Origin of the sequence: Oceanobacillus profundus (assembly GCF_003515705.1) — a bacterium.
GTDB lineage: Bacteria > Bacillota > Bacilli > Bacillales > Amphibacillaceae > Oceanobacillus > Oceanobacillus profundus.
Genome location: NZ_QWEH01000024.1, coordinates 16,989 through 34,593 on the forward strand (window position 1 = coordinate 16,989; position 17,605 = coordinate 34,593).

The 17,605-nt window shown below is 36.6% G+C and carries 20 protein-coding genes and 1 riboswitch; of the genes, 5 read left to right on the forward strand and 15 right to left on the reverse strand.

Features of this window, described 5'->3' with window-relative positions:
• Positions 1-102: 102 nt before the first annotated feature.
• Both D1B32_RS21670 and pdxR read right to left on the reverse strand, forming a co-directional pair.
• Positions 103-447 (reverse strand): hypothetical protein, encoded by a 345-nt coding sequence (locus D1B32_RS21670; protein WP_205127000.1) that lies wholly within the window; start codon positions 445-447, stop codon positions 103-105.
• Positions 448-635: 188 nt separating this feature from the next.
• Positions 636-2,054 (reverse strand): MocR-like pyridoxine biosynthesis transcription factor PdxR, encoded by a 1,419-nt coding sequence (gene pdxR / locus D1B32_RS21675; protein ID WP_095313736.1) that lies wholly within the window; start codon positions 2,052-2,054, stop codon positions 636-638.
• Between the two features lie 125 nt (positions 2,055-2,179).
• Between pdxR and pdxS the strand changes: the two genes are divergently transcribed.
• Both pdxS and pdxT read left to right on the forward strand, forming a co-directional pair.
• Positions 2,180-3,061 (forward strand): pyridoxal 5'-phosphate synthase lyase subunit PdxS, encoded by an 882-nt coding sequence (gene pdxS / locus D1B32_RS21680; RefSeq protein ID WP_095313738.1) that lies wholly within the window; start codon positions 2,180-2,182, stop codon positions 3,059-3,061.
• A gap of 24 nt (positions 3,062-3,085) precedes the next feature.
• On the forward strand, positions 3,086-3,676 hold the full coding sequence (gene pdxT, locus D1B32_RS21685; RefSeq protein WP_095313739.1) for a pyridoxal 5'-phosphate synthase glutaminase subunit PdxT: 591 nt from the start codon (positions 3,086-3,088) through the stop codon (positions 3,674-3,676).
• Between the two features lie 172 nt (positions 3,677-3,848).
• On the opposite strand, the gene D1B32_RS21690 is transcribed toward pdxT, so the two are convergent.
• The 6 genes from D1B32_RS21690 to D1B32_RS21715 all read right to left on the reverse strand — a co-directional run bounded on the left by D1B32_RS21690 (position 3,849) and on the right by D1B32_RS21715 (position 8,605).
• Positions 3,849-4,337, reverse strand: coding sequence for a DinB family protein (locus D1B32_RS21690; protein ID WP_095313740.1), 489 nt, complete (start codon positions 4,335-4,337; stop codon positions 3,849-3,851).
• Between the two features lie 58 nt (positions 4,338-4,395).
• Entirely contained in the window at positions 4,396-4,830 is a 435-nt protein-coding gene (locus tag D1B32_RS21695) for a GNAT family N-acetyltransferase (protein ID WP_095313743.1), read from the reverse strand.
• Complete coding sequence (locus D1B32_RS21700; protein WP_095313744.1) at positions 4,830-5,360, reverse strand: DUF4269 domain-containing protein; 531 nt, start codon at positions 5,358-5,360, stop codon at positions 4,830-4,832. Before D1B32_RS21700 ends, D1B32_RS21695 begins: the two co-directional genes overlap by 1 nt.
• An 844-nt stretch (positions 5,361-6,204) precedes the next feature.
• Positions 6,205-6,660 carry a hypothetical protein gene (locus D1B32_RS21705; protein WP_095313745.1) on the reverse strand — a complete coding sequence of 152 codons (456 nt, stop codon included), beginning with the start codon at positions 6,658-6,660 and terminating at the stop codon, positions 6,205-6,207.
• Positions 6,661-6,959: 299 nt separating this feature from the next.
• The gene (locus D1B32_RS21710; RefSeq protein ID WP_095313747.1) at positions 6,960-8,177 is read right to left on the reverse strand and encodes an MFS transporter; all 1,218 of its coding nucleotides are present in this window, start codon (positions 8,175-8,177) and stop codon (positions 6,960-6,962) included.
• A 17-nt stretch (positions 8,178-8,194) separates the two neighbouring features.
• Positions 8,195-8,605: a MarR family winged helix-turn-helix transcriptional regulator gene (locus D1B32_RS21715; protein WP_095313749.1), complete on the reverse strand. Its 411-nt coding sequence runs from the start codon at positions 8,603-8,605 to the stop codon at positions 8,195-8,197.
• Between the two features lie 261 nt (positions 8,606-8,866).
• Between D1B32_RS21715 and D1B32_RS21720 the strand changes: the two genes are divergently transcribed.
• Complete coding sequence (locus D1B32_RS21720; protein WP_095313751.1) at positions 8,867-9,151, forward strand: hypothetical protein; 285 nt, start codon at positions 8,867-8,869, stop codon at positions 9,149-9,151.
• Positions 9,152-9,293: 142 nt separating this feature from the next.
• On the opposite strand, the gene queF is transcribed toward D1B32_RS21720, so the two are convergent.
• The 3 genes from queF to D1B32_RS21735 form a co-directional block, all read right to left on the reverse strand.
• Positions 9,294-9,782 (reverse strand): preQ(1) synthase, encoded by a 489-nt coding sequence (gene queF, locus D1B32_RS21725; RefSeq protein WP_095313753.1) that lies wholly within the window; start codon positions 9,780-9,782, stop codon positions 9,294-9,296.
• A gap of 99 nt (positions 9,783-9,881) precedes the next feature.
• Positions 9,882-9,928: riboswitch (PreQ1 riboswitch) on the reverse strand.
• Positions 9,929-10,228: 300 nt separating this feature from the next.
• Positions 10,229-10,570 carry a zinc ribbon domain-containing protein YjdM gene (locus D1B32_RS21730; RefSeq protein WP_095313755.1) on the reverse strand — a complete coding sequence of 114 codons (342 nt, stop codon included), beginning with the start codon at positions 10,568-10,570 and terminating at the stop codon, positions 10,229-10,231.
• A 166-nt stretch (positions 10,571-10,736) separates the two neighbouring features.
• Positions 10,737-11,927, reverse strand: a complete 1,191-nt coding sequence (locus D1B32_RS21735; RefSeq protein ID WP_095313757.1) for a coenzyme F420-0:L-glutamate ligase — start codon at positions 11,925-11,927, stop codon at positions 10,737-10,739.
• A 115-nt stretch (positions 11,928-12,042) separates the two neighbouring features.
• Here D1B32_RS21735 and D1B32_RS21740 point away from each other — a divergent pair, with 115 nt between their 5' ends.
• Positions 12,043-12,954, forward strand: a complete 912-nt coding sequence (locus D1B32_RS21740) for a LysR family transcriptional regulator (protein ID WP_095313759.1) — start codon at positions 12,043-12,045, stop codon at positions 12,952-12,954.
• Positions 12,955-13,044: 90 nt separating this feature from the next.
• Here D1B32_RS21740 and D1B32_RS21745 read toward each other — a convergent pair whose 3' ends face one another.
• The gene (locus D1B32_RS21745) at positions 13,045-13,254 is read right to left on the reverse strand and encodes a DUF2187 family protein (RefSeq protein WP_095313761.1); all 210 of its coding nucleotides are present in this window, start codon (positions 13,252-13,254) and stop codon (positions 13,045-13,047) included.
• Positions 13,255-13,742: 488 nt separating this feature from the next.
• Here D1B32_RS21745 and D1B32_RS21750 point away from each other — a divergent pair, with 488 nt between their 5' ends.
• A complete protein-coding gene (locus D1B32_RS21750; protein ID WP_240033872.1) occupies positions 13,743-14,762 on the forward strand; it encodes a YheC/YheD family protein in 1,020 nt (339 codons plus the stop codon).
• Between the two features lie 448 nt (positions 14,763-15,210).
• Here the strand turns inward: D1B32_RS21750 and D1B32_RS21755 are convergent, their stop codons facing one another.
• From D1B32_RS21755 to D1B32_RS21765, 3 genes are all read right to left on the reverse strand, one after another.
• Entirely contained in the window at positions 15,211-16,065 is an 855-nt protein-coding gene (locus D1B32_RS21755) for a hypothetical protein (protein ID WP_095313765.1), read from the reverse strand.
• Complete coding sequence (locus D1B32_RS21760; RefSeq protein WP_095313766.1) at positions 16,046-16,999, reverse strand: WD40/YVTN/BNR-like repeat-containing protein; 954 nt, start codon at positions 16,997-16,999, stop codon at positions 16,046-16,048. Before D1B32_RS21760 ends, D1B32_RS21755 begins: the two co-directional genes overlap by 20 nt.
• Positions 17,000-17,151: 152 nt before the next feature.
• Entirely contained in the window at positions 17,152-17,598 is a 447-nt protein-coding gene (locus tag D1B32_RS21765; protein WP_095313768.1) for a hypothetical protein, read from the reverse strand.
• Positions 17,599-17,605: the final 7 nt, after the last annotated feature.

Here is a 17,605-nt window from a genome sequence, read left to right on the forward strand (position 1 = left end):
GATGTAAAACCCCTTCTTCTATATCTGATTCATGATAATTGCTCAATCTAAAAGAACAAGATTTTTAACGAAACCTTGTTCTTCTTCTCGTTTCATTCAGTTTTAGTCTGACGTAACTTCTACGTTTGTTAACCCTGTGTTTCTAGCAAGTCTGTTAAATTGCATTTTTAAAACTACATTATCCTGCACCTTGAAAATTACCTTGTTAAATCCAGATTCTTTGTATAAACCGAAGCATGCTTCTAAATGGGGAACCATATCTGCCGAAACAACTTGCATCGACGTACAATCGAATTCAAGCGTGTATTCTGCTGGGTTAATCGAGTTTACAGCTTTATGATAATCATCTACAAAGCTTTGCGCATCTTCTGGTACAAATGTCCCACTAACCATACAATCTATTATTTTTTTTGCTCGATTTAATTTTACATAATATTTTTCTTCCAATTCCAAAACTCCTGACATTATAAGCTTAATCGAACATTTGACAGTTGAGGAAAATTTTACTACCTGCCAAAGACGACAAGAATTAGTATAGCAAAATGAAGGTCTATTGTCACCTTTTAATAGACTTACGAAGTCCTAATTAACCATCCTTTTGTACCTATATAAAGGAGTTAGTGCAATGCTTGGTATTAACCTACATCTATAGAGTTTGAGAAAAAACCCCAGCTAACTAACAGCAACTCGATAGCTTTTGGCAACTCCTCTTCAGGTATTCCTGCAAAGCCAAGAATTATTTTTGGATCACCACGATAACGTTTTTCCATCGAATAAGAGGATAAGCCATACACTTTCAAATCTGCTTCTGTTGCTCGATGGATAAGCTCTTTTTCATCCATCCCATTTTTCACAGCAAGAACGATATGAAGTCCTGAATGTTCTCCAATTACTTGCAGCTTCTCTTGGTAAGGCTTTAACATCTCTAATGTCTTCTCTAATTTCCTGCGATAAATTTTTCGCATGCGATTTAAATGCTTTTCAAAATCTCCGTTTTTCATAAATTGTGTTAAGATATGCTGATCAATCCTTGAAACGGAACAATGATAAAATGATAGCTTGTTTTTGTATTTTTGCAGCAACAGCTTAGGGAGCACCATATAGCTAATACGAAGTGAGGGGATGAGCGATTTGGAAAAGCTCCCTAAATAGATTACTCTTCCCGCCTGGTCCATCCCCTGTAACGAAGGGATTGATTTCCCGCTGTAACGAAATTCACTATCATAGTCGTCCTCAATAATATAACGATCTACTGCAGCTGCTGCCCAATTTAAAAGCTTAACTCTGCGATTCACAGACAATACAGATCCATATGGAAAATGATGCGATGGCGTTACATAGACAACATTCATTTGTTTATTTTCGATTGTGCTCACGTCCACTCCTTCATCATCAACTTCAAGTGGATGTACTTCATTTGGATAGTTGCTTAATATTCGAGAAATCACATGATAACCAGGGTCTTCCACACCATAGACTGTCTGGTGCTTAAATAATAGGACAAGCTGTTGCAATAAAAATTCGCTCCCTGCACCGATAAAAATCTCTTCGGGAGCACATTTTACACCTCGGGCATGATATAAATAGTGCGCAATTTCCCGGCGGAGCTCAAATTCCCCCTGGGAATCACCTAACAGAAGCAAGGAATGGTTTTGCATATCCATGGAGTTTTTTGCATACTTCCTCCACTTGGAAAATGGAAAATTTTCCGTATCCACCCAGCTTGGGTGAAAATTATAAATCACAGTTTCCTCTTCTTTTTCATCCTCTGCTGAAGCTTCTGCCTGATGCACATATTCTAAGTCGGCATACGCCAATACAAAATATCCCTTCCTCGGTATACCATCCACATACCCTTCAGCCACTAATTGCTCATAGGCGGTTTCAACTGTATTTTGACTAACCTTTAGAAACTCAGCAAGCTTCCGTTTTGAAGGCAGCTTGCTTCCATATTCCAGACGCCCATCTATAATTTCTGTTTTGATAAATATATATAATTGTTCATATAAAGGGACATCACTCGTTCGGTTTAAATGGCAGGACAGCATATCCATAATTTTTAGCACTCCTTTTTTCTGACCCTATCATTTTTATAAAAACTGACACTTTCAATACAGCCACATACTTTTTATAATAAACTAAATTCTGAAAAAAACAACACAGAAAGTGAGTGGTAAAAATGGAAAAATTATTAGGCACTGGAACGGTAAAACGAGGGATGGCGCAAATGCAAAAAGGCGGCGTCATTATGGATGTTGTTAATGCGGAACAAGCGAAAATTGCAGAGGCTACAGGTGCGGTTGCTGTTATGGCATTAGAAAGAGTACCATCCGATATTCGTGCTGCTGGTGGAGTTGCTCGAATGGCTGATCCTCGCATCGTTGAAGAAGTAATGAATGCTGTATCGATTCCTGTCATGGCGAAAGCACGTATCGGGCATATTGTAGAAGCTCGTGTTTTAGAAGCAATGGGAGTAGATTATATTGATGAAAGTGAAGTATTAACGCCTGCGGATGAAGAATTCCACCTGCTGAAAAGCGCATATACAGTACCATTTGTCTGTGGCTGCCGTGATTTAGGGGAAGCTGCACGCAGAATTGGGGAAGGTGCTGCCATGCTTCGTACAAAAGGTGAACCTGGAACAGGGAATATCGTTGAAGCAGTTCGTCATATGCGTCAAGTAAATGCACAGGTCCGCAAAGTAACCTTAATGAACGATGATGAGCTTATGACGGAGGCAAAAATCCTTGGTGCCCCTTATGAAATATTAAAACAAATTAAGGAAGCAGGAAAGTTACCAGTTGTTAATTTTGCTGCCGGTGGGGTTGCTACACCAGCTGATGCTGCTTTAATGATGGAATTAGGTGCAGATGGCGTATTCGTAGGATCCGGGGTCTTCAAATCAGAAAACCCAGAGAAGTTCGCAAATGCCATTGTACAAGCAACGACCTATTACAATGATTATGACCTAATTGGTAAGCTTTCCCAAGAGCTTGGAAGTGCAATGAAAGGAATCGATATTGCTACACTTGCTGCTGAAGAGAGAATGCAAGAAAGGTAAGCTTCTTAAGAAAGGATGAAAGTCATGAAAATCGGCGTCTTAGGATTACAGGGTGCGGTTGAAGAGCATATCAAGCAAATTACCGCTTTAGGATTAGAAGGAATAACAATTAAGCAACCCGAACAACTTCAGGAAATTGATGGTTTAATCTTACCAGGCGGAGAAAGCACAACAATAAGCAGACTTATTCATCGTTATGGATTCACTGATCCAATAAAGAAATTTGCAAAGAGCAAAAAACCGATTTTCGGTACTTGTGCTGGAATGGTACTGCTCGCCAAAGAGCTTTCAGGTTCAGAGGATTCACATCTTGGATTAATGGATATTTGCGTAAAACGGAATGCTTTCGGCAGGCAGCGCGACAGCTTTGAAGCGAAGCTCGATGTTAAAGGTATTGCTGACCCATTTACAGCAGTCTTTATTCGAGCTCCTTATGTGGAGAGCGCAGTAACTCATGTGGAAATTTTAGCTACATATAACGAGCATATTGTTGCTGCAAGACAAGAGCACTTACTTGTCAGCTCCTTCCATCCCGAACTAACTGGGGATACACGTTTCCTGGAGCTATTTGTTAGTATGGTTACAGAATACAAAAAGGAATTAATCATCTCTTAATAAAGAAGCAAGTTAGGTTTGTAAAAAAGCAACCTAACTTGCTTTGTCAATTTAGCTTTTGAGAATATACAGTGACCAATTATCATTACTAATCCATGGAATGAAAGATTGCTTTCGTTCGCAAATTCTCGGGTTTGAGAGATATGCAGAAAGCTAAGTTTTGAAAACTACTTTAACGTTTGCGAAGAAACGATTCGATCTGTCGTTTATGATGCTGATCATGCCAGATAAAACCACACACATAGTTATATAACGTATGGGGGTAACCCGAGTACGGATCAATTTCTTCCCGATTTAATACAAATTTCGCAAAGAATACTTCATCGGTCTTTTCCTTCAAACTAGAAACCAATGCTATCCTGTTTTCGATTAGCTCTTCAATGAGTGTATTGAAAGAAACACCAGATAATGCATATTCGGAAGCCTGATCATTCAATACTTGAAATTCAACGCTTTCAATCCTTGCATTGGGTTTCATTTTTGGAATCGTTTCCTCAGCAATGTATTTGTCCCAGAATGCTAGATGTGCAATAATTTCAGCAACAGACCACTTCCCTTCTGTTGTAGGATGAAATAGTACATCAGAATCGTATGCTAGCAACGTTTTTACCCATGGTATAAACCGTTCTAGTGTGTCAATTAATTCTTCTTTTGTTTTCAAAAGAATACTTTCCTTTCTACTTTCTTTGATTTTAGTAAGCGCATATCCCTTAAAACACTTATTCTAAATCCATTTTAAACACATAGCTCACCTTATTATAATTCATCTTACTTTCATAAAAACGATGTGCACCCTCTCTTTGGAGACCTGATGACAGCGCAACACATTCATATTTATTTGATTTAGCCCATTCATGCACATAAGAAAGCAACGTTTCACCATACCCTTTGGAACGCCTCGTCTGACTTGTAACTAAATCACAAACCCAAACAAATCGACCATAATAGAGTGTTATCATCGGCTTGAATCCAACAACCGCTACAATCTCGTCTTGATCATACAAAGCGATAATTTTATAGCTATCCTTTTCTCGTGCTTCCTTGACCAAATCAAGATAAGATTGTTCACTGAGGTGTGTACGAAGCTCCCGCATAACTGGATATGCTTCTAATATGTCTTCCTGTGTTTGCAGTTCTTTTATCACAACGCTCATTAGATTATCCCCTTTTCTCTTCCCATTTCAATCAGACGTTCATAAGGGTCACCTTTAATCCCTAGAACTTCGCAAAAGGCTGGTTCTGTTTTAATCCCTTGTTGTTTAAGGTGAATCACCTTTTCCCGGAGCTTCGATACTTCTTTCAATAGATGATGTTCGACGATCATATGTAGGTAGGCGTACTGTTCATAAACGGCTTTTGATTGACCGAATAATTCAAATTCAAACCCGCCATAATGAAAGTTAGTCTTGATTACTGGAGTATCTCGTATCCGTATTTGCTTTATTGTAAATCCTTCATGCTCCCCATACAATCTTATGATACGTGTTTTAAAATCACTAAAATCATTCACTTCCAAAATAATATCCAAATCAGAATCTTTCACATCTATTCCAATTGGAATCGTTCCACAAAGTATTGGTGTATAATCAATTAGATCTTGCATCATGTTCAATTGTTTTATAGCCTTATACGCTTGCTGTTGCCTCGGGTTTCCCTGTTTTAAATAGCAAATTGTATGAAACATTGCTAAGCCCTAGCCCCCCCTGCAGAAAAACTGAATTATTTGTAAAATATCTTCGTAGATAGAATACTACAACTCTACTGGAAAACAAAAAATAAAGTAGGGAAACCACTCCCATGGCTTCCCCTTTATCAAACCGAACGTGCCCTATTAATATTAAGGCATCTGGCTTATCAGTATGTTACAATGATTATCAATAAGATACCTTCCAGGCATTTTGCATCTTTTGGAGTCAGTGAGGAGTATAGTATTACTCGCCATTCCTTGATGGACCTTCAAATAATTTTCCCAAATTAAATTGGTTGTTATCATTACATCTTATCTGCGACTCAGAGTCATAGATCTTTTCCATTCTGTGATTTAATGTTTAGTCATTAAATTACTTCCGTACTACGCGAAGGTTAACCCCAAACTAAATCAAAGATTTAGAAAGGGATTCCACCTTCGATTGATGTTCAATTTTTTGATTTTATAGACTTGCTGTAATATAATATTTATTCATAGGAACTTTGAATTTATTAATATCAAATAGAACGCTATTTACCGATAGTATCTATGAAAGGCAAAGGGGTTGACCCAGATGAGTAAGCGCAAGAAAAATTATTTGCAAGCAATTCCAGTTCTACTTTTTTTAATCATTATAGTATTTATTTTTGATTTACCCAAAACTAGTAGCTTTATAACGCTAGGTGTACTTGTTGTCTTTAACATTTTTGTATATGAGTTATTTATATTTAATAATAAAAAGAGCTAGTAAACTTTTATCTGAATAATAAAGACCGTTGGGATTTTCTCAACGGTCTTTTGAGTATATTTTCTATTAAATTAACTTGTTCTAGGGTTATCCTCAGTTGGGAACTACACTTATATCTGATGCCTCATACCAATAATCTTGTCCCCTATTACCTCTTTCATATTCAATACTTATTAAAAAGTTATCTGCCGTAGAACTATTTAATACAGTTTGAATACCTCTTGAGCCTAGGTCATTGCTAATTATAAAACTAGATAGCAACCCTGAAGCTCCACTTGCTCCTATGCTAATTCCAAAATTGGAAAGTGGATATGTCACTATTCCAGCAGCAATGCCAAAGCGTACATTGTCTAATGCATCTTCAGAGGATTCTGCATATTCTATTTCGTGAAGGAAATTAACTAGCTCACTTCTCGTTATGCTTTCACTAGTTTCAAAGCTTAGACCAATTTCTTGAGCTTCGTAAGGTGTCACTCCAATTACCCGACTAACTGCTGCTGAGACATTAAAAGCGAACGCAGAGACTAAAAACGATGCTACTACTCCCATAATAAGTATTTTTTTAAAGATATTAACAACCTCCAAATTTTATAGTAAGTCGCGACTTAATGGAAGGATAACACACTAAAGGGAAATTTCAAAATAATAAATCAAGTAAAAATTTTGCTTATTTTAAATGGTACTAAAACATGAAAATTCAGATAACGTTGTGTATTTAAGTTTCGTTAGAAAAGACCCTGTACTCTATATAAAAATGTTATCAACTCCACGTTTTAAAAGAGGTTGATAGAATACTACAACTCTACTGTAAAAATAAAGAAAAAAGCGAAGAGTTTCCTCCCCGCCCGTTAAGATATTTTCATTTCCGTACTGTCCATATTGATTCGTCTTTGCTCTGCTGCTTTTTTTCCATGAACGATATAGTAAATTCCTACACTTAATAGAACAATAACCGCCATTGCAATATATAATCCTCTAAATCCGATAAGAGGTAAAACAAACCCTAACAAGAAAGGTCCGACACCGATACCGAAATCAAAGAACACAAAGAATGTAGATGTTGCAAGTCCAATTCGTTGCCTTGGAGCCTGATTGACAGCAATCGTTTGAGCACTTGATTGGAAAGTTCCGAAACCGACTCCGATTACCGCTCCAGCTAAAAGTAAACTGATTCCAACACTTGCTTGACTTAAAATAACTAATCCCACAGCAAATAGTAAAAGCGATGGATATACTACGCTGTTCTCGCCTTTTGCATCAAATAATCGGCCAGTAAAAGGTCTAGAAGCTACCAGAAAAATTGCATACATGATAAAGAAAAAGCTAGCCGCATCTACCAAGTTGATTTCCGCTGCATATGCAGAGAAAAAGGATAAAATACTAGAATAAACAAAACCTACAGTAGCTACAAGAATCGCGATTGGAATAGTTGTTTTTTCAAAGAAATCATTAATATGAAATCCTTTTCGCGTTGGGGTCGGTTCATTCACAATATCTACCTTTGGTACACGTAAGAAAACTGTTGCAATCAATGCAACAGCTGCGAAGACAGTAGTAGCGATAAAAATCATCGGATTGTTAAAGTGTTGACTAATATACAATCCTAGGAATGGACCGATTGCCATGGCTAAATTTGTACTTGTTGCAAAGTACCCCATTCCTTCACCACGCCTTACAATTGGGATAATATCTGCCGCAATTGTACTCGTAGCTGTCGTACTAATTCCAAAAGCAAAACCATGAATAAAACGAATGACTAATAATGCAGCCAAATTATTGACTGGGAAATAAAATAGCATAAAGACCAAAAATAAAGCGAGCCCAAAGAGCAGCAATTTCTTTTTGCCTACCTTATCTATAATTCTTCCGGCAATTGGACGGACAAGCACTGCTCCAAGCACAAAAATACTCGATGCAAGCCCTGCCTGACTTTGGGAGGCATCGAATTGATCTACAGCATAAATAGCTAACGTTACAATTAACATATAAAACGAAATAAATAACAAAAAATTGGATGTCGCGACCATAATAAAGTCCTTCGTCCATAATTTAGGTTTTTGACTCATACTGATACTTACTCTCCTTACTTAAGTTTATCTCTTAGTTGCTGAATTGTTCGAAACGAAGCTTCCATTTCTGTTTCAGGAATTTCTGCTAGTAATGATTGTTCAAATTTATTGACAACATCATAAGCTTTTTCATACATTTCCAAGCCTTTTTTTGTCAATTGCATCTTCCGCTCTCGCTTATCCTCACTTGGAAGACGTTCAATTAATTGTTGTTCCTCCAGCCGTTTGACAGTACGAGATATCGTCGGCTTCTCAACATCCAAATAATTCGTTATCTCTACAAGAGTAGCCGATCCGCACTGCTTTAAATAATAAACAATGCTCCATTGGGAATAATATAAACCTACTTCAACTAGATGCTCATTCAATTTTTTCCTAAACGTTCTTGTAAATTGCATGTTTAATTGAAAAAATCGCTGGGACAATTCAAACCCCTCCTAAAAAGTTACCTAAGTAACTATATACCATTTTAACATAAAAGTCTAGGGCAGATGGGGATGTTCATTATTTTTTAATTGGATAATCGAAATACAGATAATGATTGCTCTTCTCATTTAAATTATTTATCCCTAACGTCCACCTTTTTAACTGTCTTCCATACATAATACAAACTTTCTTTGGAAATATAACAACAATGGTTTAACCAAGTTTATGGTACTTTTAAACAAAAGAATGGAGGCTTTTTTATGGTTCAACATAACCCACACGACCAGATTCAACAAGCTACTCAACTTGTCCACCAGTCCATGGAATCGATCCAATCAGCAAAAGATCATGCAAGCGTAGACCATCAGCAATACGAACAAGCTACTGAGCAGCTGCAGCGGGCTGAAGATGTATTGCAGCAAGCACAGAACCAATACGGAGAGCAAGCCCTGCAGAACCCTCAATTTCAACAAACACAGGAATTGCTGCATAATTTAAGGCAGCAGCTTCAAAAGGTAGATCGTCAAGAAAATAGAAACTTTTAATGAAAACCCTTATCCTAAGATTAAGTTAAATAAACGCAAACAAATAAGGGATTCGTCATCACTCTTCGATTTGACGAATCCCCCATACTATCTTAACAAAGCATTGAATATATTTAATGACAATCCTAGATCCTACCTAATTTTAACGATTATCAACCTTTTCAGGATACATATCATGGTTCATCATCCGGTGCTCTGCCATTTGTTCATATTTCGTTCCAGGTTTACCATAGTTGCAATACGGGTCAATGGAAATACCACCACGCGGCGTGAACTTCCCCCATACTTCAATATATCGCGGATCCATTAGCTTAATTAAATCGTTCATTATAACATTTACACTATCCTCATGAAATCCGCCATGGTTGCGATAGCTGAATAAATACAGTTTGAGCGATTTACTCTCTACCATTTTTACATCAGGTATGTAACTAATATAAATCGTTGCAAAATCAGGTTGCCCTGTCATCGGACATAACGTCGTAAACTCTGGAAAATTTAATTTTACAAAATAATCCCGATCTTGATGGTTATTTTCAAATGCCTCCAGCACTTCTGGATTATATTCATATACATAGGATGTTCCTTGGTTTCCTAGTAAAGTCAATCCTGACAAATCTTGTTCCTTCATGTAATTCCCTCCACTTATTTGTTTTCAGATAAAAATCTACCTTGCAGACCTACCAAAAAAAGCCGTGTACCCCTAAGGCACACGACTTTAATCGCATCACTTTCCTTAGTTTTTTATAGAGGGTTAAAGCTAAGAACCTCTTTCGCATATTTACGAGTTTATTATATAGATGAATTATATATATGTCAATTTACACAAAACAGCATAAGAGGTAGTTTTAAGTAAAATTTTCCATTTACATAGACTTTTCTGTCAATAGGTGTTATAAAAGAAAAGCACCCTTATCTGTGCAACGACATCTATATCAACGATGCTAGCATCGATCATGAAAAACCTGGTAAAAGGACTTGACTCAATGCTTGAATCTAGCAGTAAAAGCTAAGTCCTTTTTATCTTCATATAAGCAATTTATTTTAAACATCATGCCTTTTTCAAAGCCTAAACATCTAAACTTTTTTAACAAATTCAGATTTCAGCTTCATTGCTCCAAAGCCATCGATTTTACAGTCAATATCATGATCGCCATCAACTAATCGAATATTCTTCACTTTCGTCCCTACCTTTACAACAGATGAACTTCCCTTTATTTTCAAATCTTTAATTACAGTGATTGTATCCCCGTCTTTTAGGACATTTCCGTTTACATCTCGAATCACATGCTCATCTTCATTGTTTTCCTTACCTGATTCTATAGTCCATTCATGCACACACTCTGGACATATAAATAGATTTCCATCTTCATATGTATACTCCGAATTACACTTCGGACAGTTTGGTACTTCATTCATCACATGCTTCCTCCATCCATTATATATGCTCTTATCATGCCATATACGTCTTGCATTAACAACCTTCCCCGAATTGTATTATAAAAGTTCCGCGAATCTACTTTAAATGATGTTCAAACTAAAACAAGCAATGCCAGAAAATAACCAGCATTGCTTACTAAAATCCCTATTTCGTATAATTATCAAAATATCCTTGGATAAAGACAATCGGCGTACCTTTGTCGCCACTTCCTGAAGTCAAGTCAGCAAGAGAACCAATTAAGTCCGTAAGCTTTCTCGGAGTTGTCCCTTGTGCTTCCATCGCTCCAACAAGATCCTCATCTTTTTCATTAATAAATTTTGAGATTGCTTGCTGCAGTTCCTCGCCTTTCAAATCGGAAAAATTATTATCTGCAAGATATTTTAATTTTACTTCATTCGGTGTTCCCTCAAGTCCAGCTGTAAAAGCAGGAGATACTACTGGATCTGCGAGTTCCCAAATTTTACCTACAGGATCTTTAAATGCTCCGTCTCCATAAATCATTACTTCCACATTTTTTCCTGTTTTCTCTTGCAGCATACTTTGAATTCTGTCCACTGTCGGCTGGCAATTACGCGGGAAAAGCTTTACCTTATCTTCTGTTGATTTGTTTGAACCCAACAGTCCATATTCCTCATTATATCCACTGCCATCAATTGGCTCTGCCAGGATATTATCAAGGCTATAAACCTTCTCCCCACCATTTGCTTCCAAAATTCTTTTCGTTCTGAATCTCGTATGAATATCACAAGCAAGCACACTCTTTGTATAATCTAGAATTGACTTCGGATTGTTCGAAAAGATAACCTCACATTCAACCCCAAATTCCTCAATAAGTGATTTATAATACTCAATATAATCTACACCAGTAAATGTATGCTTCAAATATCCAAAGTAATCACGGAATTGTTTTTCTGTTAAAACATCTGTCCAAGGATTAACTCCTTTTTCATCAAGCATATCAATACTCACTAAGTGATTCCCAACCTCATCTGACGGATAGCTGAGCATTAACACAATCTTTTTTGCACCTTTTGCAATTCCGCGAAGAATATTTGCAAAGCGATTTCTACTTAGGATTGGGAAGATAACACCCACAGTATCATCTCCAAATTTCGCGTGGACATCGTTCGCTATGGCTTCAATTGTAGCGTAGTTTCCTTGTGCACGAGCAACAATTGATTCTGTCAAAGCAACTATATCTTTATCATTAATTTGAATTTTTTCTGTTTCTGCAGCATGTAACACACTATCAACAACGATTTCCTCTATTTGATCACCTTGATTGATAATCGGACAGCGAAGACCTCTAACTACAGTTCCAACTACTCTTTCCAATCGAATCGCTCCTTCAATGTTAATGTCATTATGTATCTCTTTACTTGTAATATACATGGTATTAATGATATAAGTAAAATGAATATAACTAATATCAGATATAAGGAGCACTTATATGGCTAGCAAATTAGATTTATATAAGATATTTTGCAAAGTAGGAAAAACGAATAGTTTCTCGAAGGCAGCTGAAAGTCTTTATATGACACAGCCAGCTGTAAGTCAGGCAATTATGCAGTTAGAAAGAGATTTGGATACCCGACTTTTCAAGAGAACACCCAAAGGCGTAACATTGACACTTGAAGGCGAGCTTTTATTCGAATACGCAAATTCCGCAATTAATTTAATTGATGCTGGAGAGGAAAAAATATTAGAATTTAAAAATTTAACAACAGGAGAGTTAAAGATCGGAGTGGGGGATACAATTTCCCAGCATTTCTTACTTCCATATTTAGAAGATTTTCGTCATAAGTATCCTAAAATTAAATTTCATATTGTTAACGGAACGACTTTAGAGCTTTCTTCAGCTTTAAAGTCAGGAGAAGTCGACATTATTCTTTGTAATTTCCCGCTGAACGATCCAACATTTGAGCAAATCCCTTGTATGGATACCCATGACATCTTTGTTTGCGGGGAAAAGTTTAAATATATTTTATCCAAGCCCTTGAGCTTCAAAGAATTAGTAAAGCTCCCTTTAATATTTCTCGAACCAAAGTCTAATTCAAGAAGATATGTAGAAAATCAGTTGAAATCAAAAGGAATAACAATCGCTCCTGAAATGGAATTAGGCTCGTATAATTTGTTATTGGAATTCGCCAAAATAAATTTAGGGATCGCATGTGTAACAAGAGAATTTTCCTTTAGTTATTTGAATAGCGGTTTATTATATGAAGTGAAATTAGAAGAAGAGATACCGAAAAGAAGTATTGGAATCTGTTTCTTAAAGAGTGTTCCACTTTCTCCTGCTTCGACAAGGTTTGTAAAAATTATCCAAGGGGATTCAATTGGAAATAGGGCTCTTTCCCTCTAAGCGGGCGCATTAACTGAAAGTGGATCGTTGTATTTATTACGATCCACTTTCAGTTAATCTTTAGTTATTAGAATATTTTTCAACCAATACTTATTTCATCCGTTTATAATTTTTATGGTTTACAACTGTTTTAATTGGTTCTCCAGTTCCTTTATGATCACCAATTTTAACGATTACAGAGTTTTCACGAATCATGAGGACCTCTCCGGTTTTTCCCTTTTGTTCACCTTTTACGATTTGGATTTTATCCCCTTCGCTTACCTTCTTATCAACATTTGCTGTTTTATTCTCTTCTGACATGTCCAATTCCTCCTCTAAACCAACTAAATTAATCGGCAGTGCATTGTATTTACCTTATTTTAACACTCAAGCTAATCTTACAATATATTTACAGTAACTTCACTTAATTTTAATTGAAACCTACTTTATTTAATATAATTAGGTTTCGATATTGCGACAACCATATAATCTTGCCATTAAAGATTATCCTCTACACGTTTATCATGTTATATCCCATCTGTCAAGTTACTAAATTTATTTTTTTATTAAAAACGCTTTAAATTCTAAATTCCATTTGTTACTGACCATATATTTCCTCCCATTCCTAACTCTTCCTATTCTGTTATACCATTGAAACATCCATCATTAACTTGCAATAATTTTCATCACATTGTTAACTTATACCTGTTTGTCATGGTTGCAATTTAGGGTAGTATATAGTGTATCATTCATTTCAAACTGGAATTTCCTTAAGAGAGAGGAAGTGTGTGACGTTGGAAATTTGCTTTATGCGTAATCGTAGAAAACCAGCAAAATTCGCAAGACTACTATCAAAAGCTGCTAAATATTATGGTATTGACTTAATTTATTGTCATCCAACCGAGATTAATATGGAAGAGGAAATTATTCACGGAAAAATACTAAAGCATAACAAGTGGGTAAATAAAGATATTTCTATCCCTCCATTTATTGATTTAAGCAGCTATTGCTATAAATATAAAGAAGAAATGAAATTTTTAAAGGAAAGAAGCATTCTATCTAGCTATGGTAAATTTGGCTCGAAAGAAAAGGTATATAAAATGTTGGGAGATGATGGAGAATTTAAACACTTACTCATTCCTTCCCAAACTGTTCAACATTTCGAAGCGTTTTATAGCTTCTTAAATGAACATAAAGAAATTATAGCAAAACCTCGAAATGGACAAAAGGGCGAGGGTATATTTCTGATTTCTATGAAAGATGACAGCTATATACTGAGCTATGAAAATCAGGAAAGAAATATTTCTTTAACGGAACTAAAAGATTTTTTTGAGAACCAGATTAACCCAAAAATCTATTTGTTTCAAAAATATATAGAGTCCAAATCAGAAGCTGGTGATCCTTTTGATTGCAGAATTCGACTTGAAAAGAATGGAAACGGCGAGTGGAGTGTCCCTATTTACCTCGTTAGGATCGGAACGAACCAAAAGGTCGTTTCGAATGTAGCGCAGGGTGGTAGTGTCAGTACGTTAACACCCTTCTTAAAAGCAAACTACGGGGAGAACTGGAAAGCAATCCGAGATTCAATTAAACGGATAGGAAAGACGCTGCCATATAAAATTGAGAAATTATCGAAGCAAGCTACTTCCATGGGTATTGACATTGGAATTGATAAGCAGGGAGAGCTTTTCTTATTTGAAGTAAACTCTGCACCAGGTGTAGAATTTGGCACAGGTGAAATCGCAAGCATTAAAGCTGATTATTATCATTACATTTTAAACAAAATTTCTAATCAGCCTGTTCGAGATAAAGAAATGTTATATTCTTAAATGACTTTTTGCAGCTATAAGTAAACGTGATCCCCGTACCTTTCCTAGGTACGGGGATCTCTTTATTGATTTAACGGCATGTGTAACCAGTATCTGCATGAATAACGGTTCCAGTTAAGAAGACTGATCAGAAGCTAACTATAGACTTGCTTGTGCAATTTCCACTGGTTGACCGAATTGCCCTAAAAGACTAAGCTAAAGCGCAAATTCCTCTTCTGTTTGACCGGTTTCCTCTATAGCACCTCTTAACAGGTGTATTAATTGCTTCTGGCGCTACAGAGTTAACGCTGATATTTTAATCCCCATTTTCTAGTGCAGATACATTTGTCATACCTACCACACCATGTTTTGCAACAACATAAGCAATATTATTTGTACGATATTTACGTCATCCCCTCGCTTAATCAATTGTTGTAATTCATATTTCATTAGGAGAATAACTATCTAATTAGGATCTTGATAATACGATTGGCTCAGCATTCTCCATAGTTGCTTTGTATAAAAGAATATTGCCATCGTTCGCTTCTATTGTTCCTGTATCTACTTGAAAATTTTCATGTAATGCGATCGTCCATGCTGCTTCACCATTCTTTTTTAAAACAATGGCAAGTGTCCCAAACTGATGTATATCATCCCATTGGAATATTTCTGCTTCTCCATTCTCGGTCACAGTAATTCCCTCGGGACCGCTAACCAGCTCAACGTTATCGCCTTGCCAGTTGCCATGTGTTTGTGCTCCAACATAATAATAGGAAATGCCACTTCCACGATCTCCATAAGTAGCAATGAACTGCTGCGTTGTATTATTTGCTGCTTTATACGTAACTGCTCCAACATCTTCCGCTAACCATTCAACTTGATATTCACCTATTGTCTGTTCTGGCAATACTTCCTTTGGACGAGCAAGAATACCATAATAGGATCGATAATAAATAGCTTCACCACTTTCCATATTCTCTTTAATGGAAAGAACATGCTTCCAATCAGGCGATATGCTTGTGATATTTTTAATCTCATTGTTGCTGCTAATCAGCAGAAAAACATGCCCGATAATAAGAAGTGCCGAAATGCTGGAGATAATCATTATAAATTTCCTAGTTGATTGAAGAAGCAGTAAGATCGCTAACGTTAGACAAACCAAACAAACGATATTTATGATATAAAATAACCGATTATCCACATACTCTACTTGGAATCTTTCGTGAAGGACAAGGTATCCTATTTGCATACAGAAAAAGCCAATTGCTACGAGAAATAACATCCATCCCATAACTTTTTTCCATTTACTCGTGTTCTGCTTCATCTGGCGGAACCTCCTTTGAAAAATCCCATGTTTGACCGTTATCCGTTGAGATAAATTCCCCTTTGACAAGTCCGCCTGCATAATCTCCGGTTGGCCCTTGATTTATCAACATCTTCAGCCGCTCTCCCTCTTTTACTGGAATTTCTGCGATTACAAAGACCTCATGATATTCCTCTGGCATAATAATGGATGCCTGATTCCACGTATTTCCCCCATCCTCAGTAACATAAAGCATCGGTTCTACCGGATTAATCGTTCCATAGGACAGGAAACCTGTAGTTTCATCCACAAAGCCACCATCCGAAATAAGTCTTGTCACTTCTGTATAGGTTGTTTCTTCCCAGCTCTTTCCTCCGTCATGTGTTAGAAAGGCTGCGGAATATTCTTGAGACATGGTTCGACCACCAGAGATAATCGCATACCCAAAACGATCGTTTAAAAAATCTACTTTTCTAAAACGCATTACCGAAAATGGTTCAGTTACAACAGATTTCTCCCACGTTTCACCCTGATCTTCAGAAAATAGAAAAACAATTTGTTGTGCTTCCCAATCGGTTCCTTCCGAATAGAGAAAACCAACTCGCTCTTCCGTCAGAACATAGCTATTATCAATTAGCTCCTGCTCGCTCCCATTATACTCACCAGTAAATAGCTGGTCCTTCTCAACCGGAACCTCAATCCAATCCTCGCCATCATTAAAACGAAGGTTAAGCTGATCATTTTGTAAAGAATACGTAACAGCATCGTCAACGGTAACAGGTTGTAATTGCTCTGGTTGCGCTTGTTCTATTTCATCTAAGCTGTTTTCCTGCGAATTATTTACCAGAGCTGATTGTGGGAGCGAGACTCGATTTGAACTCTGATGATAGATTACTGCCATTATAACAAGAGCAATCACCATCACACCCGCTCCTAGTAAAAGATGATTTTTCACGTGTTCACTCCTTTTATAGTAGGTCTTTTTTAAAGTCTTTTAGGATATACGATAGTAAAATCAGTAATTGTCCATTGAATAATTCTCCTCTTTTAACTAAAAAGATTTCTGAACCCTCAATTATTACTATCGCAAATAATACCCTCGTAAAATCAATCCTCCGGTTCTTCGTGTAACCCCCAAGGAATTCGAGCTTCAAATTCTAATTGTATGAACGGATGAGTCGAACTATCTTTTAATAAAAGTGAACCCTTACCAAATCCAAATGTGAAGTTTTTAATTGTAGTGGTAGTTGTATCATCCCATGAAGAATCTGTACAATATTCGCCCTCTACTAGTCTGCCAACTATAGGATAATTCCCCATATATAAGTGCAGCCCATCTTCCATTTTTCCGAATTCCGATAAATTGTTTGGCATGGATGGTTGAATTCCCAGTAGGTTAAAAATGTCAATGATAGTAGAATCTAAATGTTTGCACATAACCATATAGTTTTCGCAGTATAAACATTCGCAAACCTCTACATTTTCCCTATATAATTCTTTTGTCTGATTTACATCAACTTCTAACAACCAATTTATTAAGCTAATCTCTCTCACATTACTC